Origin of the sequence: Nocardia mikamii NBRC 108933, from assembly GCF_001613505.1 — a bacterium.
Classification (GTDB): Bacteria; Actinomycetota; Actinomycetes; order Mycobacteriales; family Mycobacteriaceae; genus Nocardia; species Nocardia mikamii.
In genome coordinates this window covers 1-15545 of the sequence record NZ_BDCM01000029.1, presented here as the reverse complement: position 1 = coordinate 15545, position 15545 = coordinate 1, and the positions used below count along the sequence as shown (strand labels likewise).

Genomic DNA, 15545 nt, shown 5'->3' with positions numbered 1-15545 from the left:
TGTTCGTCACAGCCATATCGTGATTCTGTCGATCGAGACCGAGCCGGTGCCGCGCATCTGCGACGACGAGCGGATCGCGACCGACCCGCTGGGACCGCCCGACGACGGCATCACCCACGTCACCGCCCGCTACGGCTATATGGAAACCCCGGACGTACCACGGGCTCTCGCACTCGTCGACGAACGAGACACCGAAGGCCCCCTCGATCTCGACAACGCCACCTACTTCCTGTCCACGATCGAACTCCGCCGCGGCACCGCCCCCACCATGGCCCCGTGGCGCAAACGCCTGTTCATCGCCACTTCCTACATCACCGCCGACGCAGCCGACTATTTCGGCCTCCCCCGCGACCGCACCATCATCATGGGATCCCAAATCGAGGTATAGACCGGCCGCTGTCCGCTCGTCGCGATCTTGCGCGATCGACCACCGACACCCCCAACTTCCGGCCCGGTCTAGGCATCCCCGCCGTTCCGATCGGCGTCGGTGCCGATCTCGCCGGCGGGGTCCTCGGTCGCCGCAGCCAATTCCGCGCGCACCTGCTGCGCGTGTCGTAATTCCTCCGGTGTCGCGGTGGGACCGTATCTGCGTAGGCCGACGTCCAGCGCGCGCCGGGCCGCTGCGTCGTCGTTCTTGAAATCGCGCAGGATGCGGACGTTGTCGAGCACTCGCGCGAGACCGTCGAGCTTCTTCGACCCGCCGTACTCCAACTCCCGGGGCTCGTCTCGCTGGATCACCAGCACATGGTTTCCCTCGGGATCGACAACCGTGAACCGGGACTGCCCAGGTTTGAACCGTGTGATTCGCGGTGCGTCCTTGCTCGGCACGCGACCGAATCGCGACCGCAGCGCGGCCGTGAATTCGCGGTGGTACACGGCGACGTCATCGACGAGGACCAGACAGCTGAGCTCCGCGTCGACACCCTCGGGCCGCCCGGTGAAGTGCAACTCGTATCCGTTGCGCGCGACCGCGCCGTACACGTAGGGCCGGGTCTGCTCGTGGGTGACCGAGAACCCGAGCGCGCGATAGAAGTCGAGCAGTTCGGACAGGTGAGCCTTGCGACTCCACAGCAGCGGTACCGCGACCTCGGTCATCGCCCCTCCTTCAGTAATCAAATTTGACTAGTGGAGGGTAGCATCGTTCCATGTCCACCGTCCGTCTTCTCGTCCTCGGCGTGATCCGATCCCAGCAGCCGACCTATGGCTACGCGGTCCGCCGCGAACTGCTGTCCTGGCGGGCAGACACATGGACCAATGTGAAGCCGGGTTCGATCTACCACGCCCTCAAACAGCTCGCCCACGAGGGCAAGCTGAACGCGATCGGTTCGGAGACCAGCAGCGCCGGACCGGGCCGGACTCTGTTCGAACTGACCGACACGGGCGAGGCCGAGTTCCGGGCCCTTCTCGACGCCGCGCTGGTCAGCGTCGATATGGAGGAGCTGGGCGCCGGCATCGCCTTCATGGACGCCCTGCCTCGAGAACACGTCATCGGGCTGCTGCGGCAGCAGCGGCAGCGGAGTGCGGAGGTTCGAGACGAACTGCTTGCGATGAAGGCCGACTACCCGCCGCGAGGGCAGGCGCCGCATTCCGCCGACCTGCTCGAATTGTGGGGTGGCACCTTCGACAACCTCGCCCGCTGGACAGGCGGCATGCTGCAGCGACTCGAGGAAGGCCACTATCGGATGGCGGACGACCGCCCGGCAGTGCGAGACCGGTAAACCGAGGACACCTATATCTGGAAGAACTTCACGCTCGCGCCCCTGCCGGCCCGGCTGGCGGCCGAGTAGAGCGACACCGTGACCGGTTGATCCGGACGCTCGGGGACTGCACGAGCGGTTCCCCGGCTTCAGCCGTGGCGAACGAGCGCGCTCGAACGAAGAGGGGCGACGTGCGGTGGGCCGCACGGCTCGACAGCAACGACCGGGAGGTGACTGTGCCGTCCTTGGTGTCGAGTGAGCCTCGTGATCCATTGCACGGCAACAGTATTCGCCCATAGACCGTCGGCGTGGAAGCGGAGTTCGTTCTTGTCGATCCGGCCTCCCTTGCTGATCGACACCGTCGTCGCGGCACGGTTCCCTGATGCCGAACTGCAACGGGAACTATCCCGGCGGCAAGTCGAGGCCTGCACACCGGTGTGGGCGAGCATTCGGGAGTGGCACCGCGAACTTCGCGCCCACCACGCCGGCCTCAGATCGGTGAGATCGGCGTGAACGGCCGGATCGCGTCTTCGCCGGATCCCACTACCGCAGCCGACGATTCCGGCACCTCGTTCCAGGCCCCCGCGAGATCGCGCAGTGGCTCCGACACCACGAAACGGGTTTCGCCACCGAGTTCGCGCAAAACCTCGACCTCGGGATGCAATGCGCGCAACTGGGAGAGCCGAGTGGAGAAGAACAGTGACCGTGATCGGCGCTCGCTCGAATAACGGAAGACCCACAAACTGTCGCCGTTGGTCGTCGCGACGGTCATCTGAACCGGATGTTCGACACCGTTCGCGTGCCCGACGTCCTCGACGAAGCCGACCGCGCGTGCGACGGCACCGAGCGGGTCATCGGCGAGACCGAAGGTCAGGGCGAGGTAGAACAGCGCTTCCGTATCCGTCGACCCCTCGATGTCGGAGAAGAGCGCCGGATCCACGGCCATCAACAGGTCGCGTCTGATCTCACGGAAGCCACGCACAGCGCCGTTGTGCACCCACAACCACCGACCGTGCCGGAACGGATGGCAATTACTGCGCTGCACCGCGGTCCCGGTCGAGGCCCGCACATGCGCGAGCAACCTCGACGTACGCACCTGACCGGCGATCTCCCGCAAATTCTTGTCGTTCCAGGCCGGCTCGATGCCCTTGTACACCGCCGGCTCGGCACCATCGCCGTACCAGCCGACACCGAAACCGTCACCATTGGTGGTGGTCTCACCCAAGCGCGAGTGCAGACTCTGATCGATCAGCGAATGTTCAGGACGGAACAACAGATCCTCGACGAGGATCGGCTCACCCCAGTACGCCATCCACCGGCACATACATTGATTCAAACAGAGTCGATAGCTCCGCGATAGCCCTCAGGTTGCGGAAAGTAGACGTCCTGCCGGTTGGCCACCATTACCGTGGCCTGCGCCCACACAATCAGTGCACAGCCGCATAGTCCCGGCGCATCGGTTTCGACAACAACGGCATGCACCTGCCGGGGGCGAATCATTTCACCCTGCTCGACCACGAGACAGCCCATGAAGCCTCGAGCCGATGGCTGCGCGGACAGAACCCGCTTCGTCCAGGCTGACGCCGGCTCCGCCCCTGCCGACCGCCAGTGGAGTGCGGCATGAACCGCCTGAGCCGCCGGCCGACACCATTCGATGACAACGTGCCGATAACCCGATAATTGCTGGCGGCGTGTGGGGCCCGGCTAGCATCGGTTCATGCCAACCAGCCCCGCCAGAGTTGTTCTGTCGTGTGTGTTGACAGCCGCGACGCTCGCGATCCCGCTCGTCTCCGCCCAGTCGGCAACCGCCGAGGTCGTCCCGATGGCACCGCACGAAAAGACCTTCTCCGCACCGGGCGGGCCGACCTTCGTGGTCGGTAGCCGAGACGAGCTCATCAACAAGGTGCCGCACCTGAACGCCTCCGGCGGGGTCCGCGAGGTATTCGTCTCGGGCAGCTCCTACACACGTTCGGACGCTCCGAGCGGTGGCACCCTGATGGTCGGCTACCACGTCGGATGTGCTGTCGAATTGCAAGGCGGCGGAGCAGGTCTCGGGCCGCTGAAGAAGGAGCCGTCTCCGGCGTCCCGGCCCGGATCGTCATGCGAGACATCCACTTGGTGGTCAACGGCTGTATCGGCCGCGCGGTCGTGCGCCAATACACACTGATGCAGTTACACACCGACAGTCTCGACGACGTGGGCGTCGTGTACGGAGACCCGCTCTGGATCTGATATCGAGGCGTGGGTCGAACCGGCGATCGCCCTGCCCTGTGTTCAGGGCAGGGCCATCACGGCCAGCAGGATGACCAGAAGCGAGACCGCGACCGTGATGTGGCTGCGCCGGTAATGAGTCGCCAATACCGCGACGAATTCGCGCAGGAATGCGGCGGGCAGGAAATAGGCGGCGGTCCGAGATCCCAGGACCTGGGCGTCGATACCGAGGCGGCGAGTCAGCCCGGCGGTGCGGAGAACGTGAAAGTTGCTGGTTACCACCGTGATTCGGAGCCGCTCCGGATCGATACCGCGCCGGTTCAGTTCGCGCAGGCAATTGCGCAGATTCTCGGCGGTGTTGCGCGAGTGCCGTTCTCGGACGATGGCGTGTCCGCTGACGCCGCGGGCGGTGAGGTAGCGCGCCATCGCGTCGGCTTCGGTCGTCGCCTCGTCGGGACCCTGTCCACCGCAGGTGACCAGCACCGGTTGGCCTCCGGACCGCACCGCTGTGCGGTAGGCGTCGATACCGCGGTCCAGTCGCGCCGCCAGCAGGGGCGTGACGGATCTGCGATTCAGGCCGCAGCCGAGAATCACGACGGCATCGGCTTCGGGACGAGCCGCCAGACTGCCGTAGATCAGCGCGTAGCCGCCGAACGCGATCAGATGCGCCACGACGTACACCGCGACCGCGGCGACCAGAACGGTGGACCCGATGGCCCAGCTCGGCATCGTCGGACCGGACGCCACCGTGACGACCGCGGCCACCGCGCCGATCAGACCGGCCCCGAGTACGACCGGCAACGCCGTGGTCGCCGCGACCCCCTCCCGTGACATCAGCTCGATTCCGTTGACCAGCAACGCGATACCGGCCACGGCGAACGGAGCCGTGAGTACCACGACCACCCCGAACGACGAAGGCGCGTCGGGGCCGAGTCCGACGACCGCGGTCGCGCCGCCGACGCCCAGCAGGGTGACCGCCGCCAGCAGGACGAATCCCGTCGAGAGCCGGCGGGGCTCCAGGGCCACGCGGATCGCCGCGATGAACGCCAGGAGCGCTCCGCTCGCCACCAAGAGCCCGCCGATCGACAGGTACGTCGCCGTCTGCATCCGCCCGAGACCCCTTCCGGCCCCTTCCGGGCCGCCGCGCCGAAGACACTTCGAAGTCGTCGGCGCGACGAGAAATCCGCGGCGACCGGGCGACACAGCGACGATTTCCCGTTCCGGGGCACCGCAAACAGCTCGGCGGGGCGCAGTGTTACCCGCCGTTCCCCGACATCGCGGTGCGGGCGAATTAGGCCGCCGGACCGGTCGAGACCTCGACTCAGGAAGGCGTGTGCGGCACGCTGCCCGCCGATCAGGCCGCGGCTGCGACCCGTGGAGTGATGGGCGCACGTCTCTACGCTGAACGACGAACACGATTCGACGATCCGGAAATCGGCCCGAAATGCGTTCGGCCCCTTCGCTATCCCTGGCCTGCCGGTGCTGCCGGGGCCTCGCGCAACAGCACGTGGCATCAGCGTCGGTGAATCCAGTCGCGAGCGCGGTCGGTGTAGTCGTCGACATCGGAGCAAGCGATCATTCGATGTCGAGGAATGCCCCCGCTGCGGTCGACGGCACGTCCACATTGTTTCGATGTGGACAACCTCAGGGGTCCGGGCTCGGAAATCGGAAGCGACCGAGCGGGCGAGCTCGTGTCGAGGCGCTGTCTGCGACTGTCGGCCGGTCGAGCACTGAGCCGCGGTGTCGAGAAGCAGCGCGTCAGTGGATGTTCGAGTAACGTCCGCGAATCTTCAGCGATCTTTCAGGCAACACCGTTCAGGGAGGTTCGACATGAAAACTGTGAAGCGACTGGCTGCCGGTGCCGTCATCGCTACCGCGACGGCTGCTGCCGCCCTTGCTGGTGGCGGTGTGGCCAACGCCGATGTTCCGGTGTGGCAGGCCAACTGTCACGTGTACAACATCTTCAATACCGGAGGGATGTCCAACTGCGAGTTGCCGACCTGGCAGCAAGTGAAACTGACATGCGTCGCGTGGCCCGTTCCGTTCACCTACTGGAAGTACGGCCCGGTGCAGTACGGGCAGAACCAGTCCTGGGCCAGCTGCGACTCGCCGGGCGCACTGGTGCGCGTCGAGGTGATCCAGGCGTAAATATGAAGCCCGCCTAGGGTTTCGTCGTCAGCGGGCCTGCGTACCTTCTGCGTCACCAGCCCCTTCCATAGGACGTGGGCGCGGCGGTACGCGGGCTCCCGCGCCGGCATTCAAACCGTCCCCGCAGGCCATGCGCGAACTCGACAGCCTCATCGGCCTCGACGCGGAGGGCCGTTGCCATCGCCGAAGGCGACACGGGTATTTCCGTCAAAAGGTGAGGACGATCCGTCCTCGTATGCCCCCGGCGTCGAGTAGTCGATGGGCTTCCGATGCCCGCCCGTACGGCAGCCGGCGCGCGACGCGCAGGGTAATGCGCCCCTCGTCGACCTGTCGCCGCAGACGGTCGAGTTCCGCGTGTTCGCGGGCGTAGTCGGGGACGAAGAGGTTGTGCGACACCAGCCCTCGTTCGTCGGGGGCGTGGGCGTCGGGGACGGAGGAGGCGACGACGCCGTTGTCGCGGACTGCGGCGGAGGCGGTGTCGGCGATACCCGCTGCGTCGAACAGGCCGTGCGCGCCGGCGGCGATGTGGCGGCGAACGTGGTCGCCGAACCGGCGCCCGCGGGGGACGACGATGTCGGCGCCGAGGTCCCGCACCAGTTGCTGGTCGGCGTCCGTAGCGTCGGCGATCACCCGCAGCCCGTCGGCTTTGGCGAGTTGGACGGCATATCCCCCGACCGCGCCAGCGGCGCCCGTCACCGCGACGGTGGCACCACGCTCGAGAGCGAGCGCGTCCAGACCCATACGAGCAGTCAACCCACACATCGGCAGGGTCGCGGCCTCGGCATCCGTGCACCCTGCCGGGATGGCGACCGCGGATTCGGCTGGCACGACAAGGTATTCAGCGTATGCGCCGTGCGTTCCGGACACGACCGCGATGGCCATCACCCGATCGCCGGGCCGCACCCCGGTGTTCACCTCGTTTCCGATCCGCTCGACCACCCCGGCCGCGTCCATCCCGGGAACATACGGCGGGTTAGCGTCGAAGACGAACTCCTTTCCTTGTCGCACCAAGGCGTCCACCGGATTCACCGACGCCGCGTGTACTCGAATCAGAATTTCTCCCGGACCGGGCTCCGGCACCGGAAGTTCGAGGATGCGCAGCACCTCCGGCCCGCCGAATTCGGTTACTCCGACAGCTTTCATCACGTGACCTCTTCCTCGGATCGGGTGTTGAGAGCGAAGGTGTGCGTCTGTCCCGGCCGCATGCGGGCCCGGCGAGAATCGACCCGGATATCGATGACGGCGTTGGGGCCATCGCCGACCGAGACACACAGTGTCCGCCGGCCGACCACGATGTCGACACGATGGCCGCGGTATTCGATGCCGAACCCGATGCGTTCCAAGCGCTCAGGCAGGCGGGGGCGCAGGATCAGGCCGTCGAGATCGTGGTCCAGGCCGGCGAAGACGCGCAGCAGGGTCATGATCGTGCCGGCCATGGCTCCGAGATGGACGCCGTTCTCGGTCGCGCTGCCTGTCATATCGGCTCGCAGCGCCTTCTGGAACATCGACCAGCCACGGTCGGGGTCCAACCGCGCGAGCACGGCCGCGTGGACGACCGGGCCCAGGGTGGATCCGTCCGTGGTCCGAGTCAGGTAGTAGTCCACCGTATCGGTGAGAACGTCGTCACCGACCCTGTAGCCGAGATCGCGCAGGAGTTGCGAGACACCGTCGATTCCGAACAGGTAGACCAACATCAGGACATCGGGTTGTTTGGCCGCCTTGTAGCGGTTCGGATGATCGTTCTCGGCTTCCAGGATCAGATCGAGCCGGGCGATGGAGTCGTAGCGCTTTCGATAAGCAGCCCAATCCAATTCGTTCAATTCGCCGTAACCGTCGAACTGGCTGATGACGCCGTCATGGAAGGGGACCGCCAACCGCCGGCCGAGATGGCGCCAGCGAGCCGGTTCGGCGGGTTCGTCGATGCTCAGGCGGTCGCGCAGTTCGCCCCGCGCACGAGCGTCGAGGAGTTCGAGAGCGTCGGCGGCCTTCGAGCACACCCAGGCAGCGAGGACATTGGTATAGGCGTTGTCGCTCACCCCCTGCCCTGCCGCACCGGGATATCCGTCGTGAAATTCGTCGGGGCCCATGACGCCGTCGATGTGATAGCGGTCCTCCCCGTTGTCGTAACGCGCGATGGCGGCGAACGCCCTGGCAACCTCGATGATCAGGACTGCCCCATGCTCGGCGAGCCAGCGCCGGTCTCCGGTGTATTCGAAGTTGCGCCAGGCGTTGTGCGCGATCGCCAGCCCGACATGCCGTTGCAGCTGTGTGTGATCGGCCATCCACCGGCCCGAACGTGGGTTGAACATGAGCAGCGGAGTCTGCTCACTACCGTCGACCCCGCTCTGCCACGGAAACAGCGCACCGGACATTCCCGCCTGCTTCGCCGCCGCGCGTGCGGCCGGCAACCTGTTGACGCGGTAATGCAACAAGGCTTGGGCCGCCTCGGGCGACTGCAGCGCCACCAGGGGTGTCACAAAGGTTTCATCCCAGAAGACATGACCGCGATATCCCTCCCCGTGCAGCCCTCGCGGCAGCACACCACTGTCGCGCGCCGCTGCGTGGCACGTGGTGGACTGCATGACATGGAACAGGTGCAGGTTCACGATCGAAGTTGTCCATTCGCCGGCGCCGCGCACCTCCACGCCGAATCTCCGCCACAGCAGCTCCCAGTGCCGTCGATGACGGTTCCAGAGCTCGTCCGGGTCCGTGCAGTAGCGATGCAGGGCCGCCAGCGCGCCGGCGGTCGGTGACGCGACCGCCGAGTCACGGGAAGTGGCCAGTGCGAGAATCTTTCGAACGCAAACCGCACTGCCGTCCTCGAGATCGATCGCGACGGTCTGGACGAATCTGCCGGAGTCGGTCGCGATCACCGGGGCGGGGACGCCGGGATCCGATCCGTCGCATTCCGTTCGGTGCGCCACGGTGACGAACACCTTGCTGCTGCTCGTCATCGCCTGCACGCGGAACGTCGCCGCATCCGTCGGCGCGCAGTCGAAATCGACCAGATGACGATGCACGAGGCGGCGGTATTCGGGCTGACCGGAATTCTCCACCCCGGCGTCGATCCCGGTCCGGACCTGTATCCGACCGCTCCAGCCGCGGGGCGACAGAGTTGTTTCGAGCACGACCAGGTGCGGGTCCTGGATCGCAACGAAGCGGCGCTGGCGCACGCTCAGATGTCGCCCATCGGACGCTGCGAGCTCCACCGATCGCGACAGCACCGCAGTACGCAGGTCGAGGGTCCGTTCCTCTCGCACGCCGTGCAGTCCGCCCTCGCTCCACCATCGCCCGTCGGCGAGGCACACGTCGAAGAGCAGGCCGTTGGGCACGTTGACCAGATGTTCCTCCTCGATGGTGGTCTGGTCGATCGTGCTCGATACTCGGTTGTACAGGCCCGAGACGTAAGTCCCCGGATAATGCACCGAATTCGCGCTGTATTCGGGTGCGGCACCGCGGATGCCCGCGTAGCCGTTGGACAGGGTGGTCAACGCCTCCCTCCTCCCCTCATGCGCGGGGTCGCAACCCGCGAATCGCAGCCTCCACGGATCGCCGGTCACCATGCCGAGATCCAGCTGCGCGAGATCATCGACAACGATATCCGCCCCTGCCGCAACGAGTTCCGCCGAGGACTCGCCGCGATCGACCCCCACGACCAGCCCGAAACGACCGCGAACCGCGGCCTCGACACCCGCCGCCGCGTCCTCGATCACCACCGCCGCGACCGGATCGACGCCGAGTCGTCGGGCCGCCTCCACGAAGAGGGCCGGGTCCGGTTTGCCGGGCAGGTCCTGCTCGTCGGCGTCGTTGCCGTCCACCACGGTGTCGAAACAATCGGCCAGGCCGGTCCGGTCCAGAATCGCCCAGGCGTTGTGGCTCGCGGTCACCAGAGCGGTCGCTACGCCTCCGGCGCGCAGCCGGTGCAGGAGAGCGAGCGTGCCGGGGAATGCGTGCACACCCTCGCCATCGAGCAGGGTGTGAAAGTAGGCATTCTTCAATTTCGCGAAACCGTGAACACTCCACTCGTCTTCGGCGTCTTCGACTCCACCGGAGGGGATGTCCGCTCCGCGACTGTCGAGAAAGCCTCGTATCGCGTCGATGCGATTTCGGCCGTCGACCAAGGTGCGATAATCCTCGCCACTGAAGGGGCGTCTTTCCTCGACCTGTTCGAGCCGCGAATTCCGCAGTACATTGTCGAACAATTTTTGCCATGCACGACGGTGGAGCGTTGCCGTATCGGTTACCACTCCGTCCATATCGAAAATCACTGCGCCATACGCGATCAGTTGGACACGCGGATCGACCGATTCGCGTGCTGCGGTGTCGCTCATACCGTTTCCCCGATCGGAGAGCCAAGACCATGGGGGTTGCCTGATCCATTATGCACGCGGTTCCTCGCGGATAACTACGACCGGCACCGAGTAACGAGACCAAAAATGTTGGGACAGTTGCCCAAGAATTTTGTGACAGAATATTTTGACATTCTCCCGGACCGGCCGCGTAGCTTCGGGTGTGCCGATCGAGCGACGTGAATGTGGTGGGACCACGCCCGATGTCAAGGAGTGATTCGATGGTTCGCCAGGATACCGACGTAACAGAGGATTTGGGAGAGCCGACTCCGGTAGCCGGAACACCCGCCGACGAGGTCGCACGAGCGCAACGGGACGTGTGCGCCGAAGTGACCACCGCGCTGGACGCCGTCGATCCCGACGCCACGTTGGAGCTGGTCAGCGAAATACGCACCGCTGAAAGGATATTCGTGCTCGGCGCCGGCCGGTCGAAGCTGATGGTGGACGCTTTCGCAATGCGCTTGATGCACTTGGGCTTTCGCGCCTATGCCGTCTCCGACGTGACAACACCGGCGATCGACGGAGGCACGGATCTGCTCATCGCATGCAGCGGTTCCGGGGCCACGCCCACCGTTGTCGGCCACGTCGAGACCGCCCTGGAAGCGGGCGCTCGGGCCGTGGCACTCACCGCGACGGCGGATTCTCCGCTGGCAGAACTGGCCCACAAGGTCGTTCTCATCCAGGAGCGATCCGGGAACGGCGAGGTCGGCGGGTCCGTCCAGTTCATCGGCACCCTGTTCGAACAGTGCGCACTGTTGTATCTGGACGCTGTGGTCCTGTTCACGGAACGGGAAAGGCGCGTGAACAGGGCGCGAATGGCGCAGCGGCACACCAATTTCGAGTGAGAGTCTATGAGCCTGATCACCTGCACGAACACCAAGACGTCTTGGAGCGCGGCCCAGACATGGAAATGGCTCGACGAGACCATTTTGCCGGTCGCGGACGAGCTCGCGACCACCAGCTTCTTCGCCTGTCTCCCGGCCGCCCTCATCTCCGCAGCGGTGGACCGTCTCGCGGGTACCGGCATCCGGGTGGGCGCCCAGGACGCCTGGTACGAACCCGGCGACGACACGGGTGAGACACCTGCCACCCTCCTCGCCGAACTCGGGTGCACTCACGTCATGCTCGGTCACACCGATCGCCGGGCTCGCGGCGAAGACGACAACTTGGTCGCGCGAAAAGCGGGGGCCGTACACGCCAGCGGCATGACCCCGCTCATATGCGTCGGCGAGCCGGAGAAGACCGATACGCACACCGCCACCGAGCACACCCTCACCCAGGTGCGGGCCTGCATCGCAGGCCTGCCGGACGACGCCGGGATCTACCTCATGTACGAACCCGGCTGGACGGTAGGCTCGATCGCCGCGGAACCCACCCATGTCGCCGCTGTCTTCGACGGTGTCCGCACGGGACTCGCGGATCGCCCGCGCGAGCTGGCGCTGTTCTACGGCGGTGGCGTCGTCGCCGGTACCTACCGCGCGCTGCGGTCCGCCGGCGCTAAGCCGGACGGGCTGGGCCTCGGCCGTGTAGTAAAAGAGGCGAACCTGTTACGTGAGGTACTCGACGAAATCGCCACATCGCCTTAGCAGGGAGCCTAAGCGCACAGGGTTACCACATGAAAGGGAGCCGCATACGGCTGCGAGCTCGAAAATCGTGAACCTGGGAGTTGCCTGGAAACGGCGCTGGCCAACCCGACGCCGAACGCACGCTGCCCGATGAACGAAACGGTGTCGCATACGACCTATTTGGTGGTGTGTCATCGCAAATCCTCTGCACCACACCCATGACCTGCCCCATCTTTCGGGTTTCAGTCTTGGTGGCTAACTGGCAGCGGTTCGAGTGCAGCGCCGAAGACGATCCCGCCCTGACAAGCCAGTCCAGCCAGCAAAGTTGGAGCAAGCGCTCGGTCCGAAGGCGCTCGGTCGAAGACCTCACAGCACAGGCCTGACCCCCGACGGATATCCTCCGGACAACCGAGAAGGCGAATCCGCACCGTACCTGCGGTCGACGATTCCGCGACGTCATCCACGTAGCCGAATAGTCGCCGAAACGATCTTGATAGCAACCGGCCGACACGGTCGATTCCGCTTTCCTTTCGCCGCGGCACGAGGCCATGGGGACCACGCGATTACAAATGTTCGTGCGCTGAAGAATCAAGGTCATCGATGCCAAACTGAAATCTGAAGGCCGCGAGCCCTTTTCGACCTGCGTGCAACTATGGAAGTCCTCAATAGGCAAGTGTCGGAATTGTTTTCACAGAAGGGCCGTGCGTGAAGCAAGCCGCGCACCCCAGGGCAGGCGTCCGGCCACGGCCGCCGGCGCCCTTCAGAGCCGGGGAAGAGATGACTGACGGCACCGATATCGACCGCCTCACCGTAGGCGAACGCTTGGAGATTCACCGTCGCAGACGGAGACTGTCACGCCGGGTGCTGGCCAACTTGGTCGGCCGCAGCGAGGAGTGGCTGCGTCTGGTGGAGACGGGCCAGCGCCCGCTCGACAGCATAAGGATCGTGGCCAGACTCGCCGAGGTCCTCGGAATCGACGACCCGGTAGATCTGATGGAGTGGCCCACACACAACCGTCCGAACATTCAACGCCGACGAAGTGACGGACTCACACGACTTCGCAGGGTGATCACTGATCATCCGGCGCTGCGTACTCGCGACAGTTCGAATGAATCCCAGCCGGTCGACCTCGCCGTTCTCGACCCGGGGCTCGCGGGATGCCTGCGAGCCTGGGAGTCATCGCCATATCGCTATTCCACGGTGGCACAAGAACTTCCGGTCCTGATGGCCGCTGCCCGCGCTGCCCGCTGGCATCGGCAGGACGACGCGACGGCCGAGCTTTTGGTGGCGGCTTACCATCTCGCTCATCATCTGCTGAGCGCATGCGGGGACCACGAATTGGCTGCGATCGTCGCGGACCGTTCGATGGGTACCTCCGCGCAAATCCATGATCCGCGTTTGACCACGGCCAGCGCATGGCACGTGGCCAACGCGATGCTGCACCTGTCGTGTGCCGGGGACAGCCGGCACTACGCACTGCGCGCCGCTCGGCAAATCGCCGACGGCCGGCCGACGGAAGTCCAGGATGTCACCTTATGGGGCGCCCTGCACCTCTTGGCAGCCCACGCAGCCGCCGCGGAACTCGATCTGGGCGAGGCCAAACGACTGTTGGCCATGGCCGAGCACGCAGCAGAGTCCATCGGCGCCGACAGCAGATGCAAGGGAATCATCTTCGGCCCCACGGAGATCGGGCTGAGCAGGATGCAAATCGCGCTTGCCGTGCATAGACCCGACGAGACTGTACGCCTGGCCTCGGAGATCTCAGTTCCGGACGACTATCCCATCGGGAGGAGCGTGCGCTTCCATATATGCCTGGCCGCCGCGTACACGCTGCGCGAAGACGACACCGCCGTAGCTCTCGCACTACTCAGGGCGGCCGCCATCTCACCGGAGGACCTCCGTCACGATCCCGACGCGCACCGTTGTGTGCAGTACCTGATCCGCGCCGACAATTACCTTGTCCGAGACGAAGTTGCCCGCCTGGCAGAGATTTCGGGGCTCGTATAGCGGATCCGCGCGGCGCTGCCAGCGACAGTTGTTCCCACAGGAGATGCCCCTGTCTCGACGCGCCGACTCCGGCCCGATCTTCGGCTTACGCGATTCTCTGCGCGCCTGACTGCGCAGAGTGGACGACCTCGAACGCGCACGACGGCTCGGCGTGCCGAATCCCTTCGATGAACTCGCCGAGTACACCTTCGTATTGGCGCCGCGATCGGATCGACTCCGACGAACGTGGCCGTACCCGAGGGGTTTCGCTCCGAATCGCTGCCCTCGGCCCACACATCGAGGTCGGCGAGGACGTGGTGCATCCCCACCTCGTTTGCGGTTGACGATGCCGTCGGCGTTGGAGTGGCCGGAGATTGCCGAAGAACCCAACGAGGGTTGGATCCCCTACCCGCGAGCCGCATTACGGTGGACTCTGCCGTTCGACCAGGGGGTTAGGTGTTGCCGCAGATTGCCGAAGGAAGTCTCGACGTACGAACGCATCCTCTCGCTGCACGCGCTGCCCTCCACCCTCCAGCGACCTGCGTGCTCGGCGCACTCATGCGATGTGCGATGTGAAGAACTCCGAATCGAGCGCGTAGACACGAAACACGTTCTCCCACAAAGCGTCGTATCAACGTGGTGCGCAGCTACAGTTTCTCAGCCGCACCCGAGATCGGAAGTAATACCCACAACACCATCGCTGATCCGGATGTGAAATTATGACGGTACCCGACGATGTCGAAAGATCACAGCGCACACAATCGGCATTCTCGACCGACGACCCGAAAATTGCACAAACCCACAACTTTGTCATATTCGGTCCGCATCGCATGCGCCTTCGCGAAGAGACTGAAATCTTCCACGAAGAGGACAAAAACATACGCTGGGGCTCGATTGACGTCCATCGACTGAGTTTCGGCGTGCCGGTGGAGATCTTTGCCGAGAACGAAAGCGCGGCAGACTGCTATACGATAATTTTGCCCTTGCGCCATGAAATCGCATACTCCATGCGCGGCGGAGAAGCCGCGCGGAACGAGATATGGATTGCGCAGCCCAGGCGCAGTGGTATCGTTATCAATCCGGGCATCCCGGCTCGAACGATATGGCCGAAAGAGGCCCGGGCTCTCGTTTTACGCATACCGGGGTCTTCTCTCGCTTCCCAACTGCGCGCGGTACTCCTCGACAGCGCTCCGGCAACAGACCTGCGGTTCGATCCGCTGATAGATCTGCAAGCAAGCGGCGGGACCTGGCAGAATATCGCTCTCTCTTTTGTGGAACTCACCGACTATATGCCGAATCTCATTGCGGCCCCACGCATCGCCGCGTCTATCGAGCGAGCGCTGCTCAGCACCCTCCTCGCTTCGACTGAACACAACCTCACCAATCAGCTCCGAAGACACGGTGCCGTTGAACTCCCGCACAGTCTGCGTCATGTATTGAGTTTTATTCACAGCGATCCGGCGCGACCGACGTCCGTTTCGGATCTGGCCGAAGCCGCGCATATGAGCGTGCGCTCATTACAGGAAGCTTTCGCACGCTACTTCCACGTGTCTCCGATGGAGTATCTCCGCAGGATCCGGCTCTGGCAT

At 64.8% G+C, this 15545-nt stretch carries 13 protein-coding genes and 1 pseudogene; 9 read left to right on the top strand and 5 right to left on the bottom strand.

The annotated features are described in order from the left end of the window. A partial coding sequence (locus NMI01S_RS33100; protein WP_439956329.1) for a KUP/HAK/KT family potassium transporter occupies window positions 1-388 on the top strand: 388 nt, incomplete at its 5' end. A gap of 68 nt (window positions 389-456) precedes the next feature. Here the strand turns inward: NMI01S_RS33100 and NMI01S_RS33095 are convergent. Next, the gene (locus tag NMI01S_RS33095; protein WP_063002688.1) at window positions 457-1095 is read right to left on the bottom strand and encodes a DUF8817 family protein; all 639 of its coding nucleotides are present in this window, start codon (window positions 1093-1095) and stop codon (window positions 457-459) included. A 50-nt stretch (window positions 1096-1145) separates the two neighbouring features. Between NMI01S_RS33095 and NMI01S_RS33090 the strand changes: the two genes are divergently transcribed. Then, entirely contained in the window at window positions 1146-1718 is a 573-nt protein-coding gene (locus tag NMI01S_RS33090; RefSeq protein ID WP_063002687.1) for a PadR family transcriptional regulator, read from the top strand. A 469-nt stretch (window positions 1719-2187) separates the two neighbouring features. On the opposite strand, the gene NMI01S_RS33085 is transcribed toward NMI01S_RS33090, so the two are convergent. Continuing rightward, entirely contained in the window at window positions 2188-3009 is an 822-nt protein-coding gene (locus NMI01S_RS33085) for a class II glutamine amidotransferase (protein WP_063002686.1), read from the bottom strand. Window positions 3010-3414: 405 nt separating this feature from the next. Between NMI01S_RS33085 and NMI01S_RS36490 the strand changes: the two are divergent. Together NMI01S_RS36490 and NMI01S_RS36330 are read left to right on the top strand one after the other, a co-directional pair. After that, window positions 3415-3741 (top strand): annotated as a pseudogene (locus tag NMI01S_RS36490) (MspA family porin); the annotation flags it as partial. Then, window positions 3714-3929 carry an MspA family porin gene (locus NMI01S_RS36330; protein ID WP_084513470.1) on the top strand — a complete coding sequence of 72 codons (216 nt, stop codon included), beginning with the start codon at window positions 3714-3716 and terminating at the stop codon, window positions 3927-3929. The pseudogene NMI01S_RS36490 and the gene NMI01S_RS36330, both read left to right, overlap by 28 nt. Before the next feature lie 42 nt (window positions 3930-3971). Here the strand turns inward: NMI01S_RS36330 and NMI01S_RS33080 are convergent, their stop codons facing one another. Beyond that, window positions 3972-5015, bottom strand: a complete 1044-nt coding sequence (locus NMI01S_RS33080; RefSeq protein ID WP_063002685.1) for a YdcF family protein — start codon at window positions 5013-5015, stop codon at window positions 3972-3974. A gap of 723 nt (window positions 5016-5738) precedes the next feature. Between NMI01S_RS33080 and NMI01S_RS33075 the strand changes: the two genes are divergently transcribed. After that, the gene (locus NMI01S_RS33075; protein ID WP_063002684.1) at window positions 5739-6056 is read left to right on the top strand and encodes a hypothetical protein; all 318 of its coding nucleotides are present in this window, start codon (window positions 5739-5741) and stop codon (window positions 6054-6056) included. 207 nt (window positions 6057-6263) lie between these two features. On the opposite strand, the gene NMI01S_RS33070 is transcribed toward NMI01S_RS33075, so the two are convergent. Both NMI01S_RS33070 and NMI01S_RS33065 read right to left on the bottom strand, forming a co-directional pair. After that, complete coding sequence (locus tag NMI01S_RS33070) at window positions 6264-7199, bottom strand: quinone oxidoreductase family protein (RefSeq protein ID WP_063002683.1); 936 nt, start codon at window positions 7197-7199, stop codon at window positions 6264-6266. Then, entirely contained in the window at window positions 7199-10387 is a 3189-nt protein-coding gene (locus NMI01S_RS33065; protein WP_063002682.1) for a beta-phosphoglucomutase family hydrolase, read from the bottom strand. The genes NMI01S_RS33070 and NMI01S_RS33065 overlap by 1 nt, the downstream gene beginning before the upstream one ends. Before the next feature lie 221 nt (window positions 10388-10608). Here NMI01S_RS33065 and hxlB point away from each other — a divergent pair, with 221 nt between their 5' ends. From hxlB to NMI01S_RS33040, 4 genes are all read left to right on the top strand, one after another. Further along, window positions 10609-11250, top strand: a complete 642-nt coding sequence (gene hxlB / locus NMI01S_RS33060) for a 6-phospho-3-hexuloisomerase (RefSeq protein ID WP_084513469.1) — start codon at window positions 10609-10611, stop codon at window positions 11248-11250. 6 nt (window positions 11251-11256) lie between these two features. Further along, window positions 11257-11991: a triose-phosphate isomerase gene (locus NMI01S_RS33055; RefSeq protein ID WP_063002680.1), complete on the top strand. Its 735-nt coding sequence runs from the start codon at window positions 11257-11259 to the stop codon at window positions 11989-11991. A 756-nt stretch (window positions 11992-12747) separates the two neighbouring features. After that, the gene (locus NMI01S_RS34590; protein ID WP_084513468.1) at window positions 12748-13977 is read left to right on the top strand and encodes a helix-turn-helix domain-containing protein; all 1230 of its coding nucleotides are present in this window, start codon (window positions 12748-12750) and stop codon (window positions 13975-13977) included. A 698-nt stretch (window positions 13978-14675) separates the two neighbouring features. Beyond that, the coding region (locus tag NMI01S_RS33040; protein WP_157126506.1) for a cupin domain-containing protein at window positions 14676-15545 on the top strand (870 nt) is incomplete at its 3' end.

Bases quoted from the DNA above. Each gene is read 5' to 3' on its own strand.
- NMI01S_RS33095 (WP_063002688.1), bottom strand. From the start codon at position 1,095: ATGACCGAGGTCGCGGTACCGCTGCTGTGGAGTCGCAAGGCTCACCTG.
- NMI01S_RS33090 (WP_063002687.1), top strand. From the start codon at position 1,146: ATGTCCACCGTCCGTCTTCTCGTCCTCGGCGTGATCCGATCCCAGCAG.
- NMI01S_RS33085 (WP_063002686.1), bottom strand. From the start codon at position 3,009: ATGGCGTACTGGGGTGAGCCGATCCTCGTCGAGGATCTGTTGTTCCGT.
- NMI01S_RS36330 (WP_084513470.1), top strand. From the start codon at position 3,714: ATGTGCTGTCGAATTGCAAGGCGGCGGAGCAGGTCTCGGGCCGCTGAA.
- NMI01S_RS33080 (WP_063002685.1), bottom strand. From the start codon at position 5,015: ATGCAGACGGCGACGTACCTGTCGATCGGCGGGCTCTTGGTGGCGAGC.
- NMI01S_RS33075 (WP_063002684.1), top strand. From the start codon at position 5,739: ATGAAAACTGTGAAGCGACTGGCTGCCGGTGCCGTCATCGCTACCGCG.
- NMI01S_RS33070 (WP_063002683.1), bottom strand. From the start codon at position 7,199: ATGAAAGCTGTCGGAGTAACCGAATTCGGCGGGCCGGAGGTGCTGCGC.
- NMI01S_RS33065 (WP_063002682.1), bottom strand. From the start codon at position 10,387: ATGAGCGACACCGCAGCACGCGAATCGGTCGATCCGCGTGTCCAACTG.
- hxlB (WP_084513469.1), top strand. From the start codon at position 10,609: ATGTCAAGGAGTGATTCGATGGTTCGCCAGGATACCGACGTAACAGAG.
- NMI01S_RS33055 (WP_063002680.1), top strand. From the start codon at position 11,257: ATGAGCCTGATCACCTGCACGAACACCAAGACGTCTTGGAGCGCGGCC.
- NMI01S_RS34590 (WP_084513468.1), top strand. From the start codon at position 12,748: ATGACTGACGGCACCGATATCGACCGCCTCACCGTAGGCGAACGCTTG.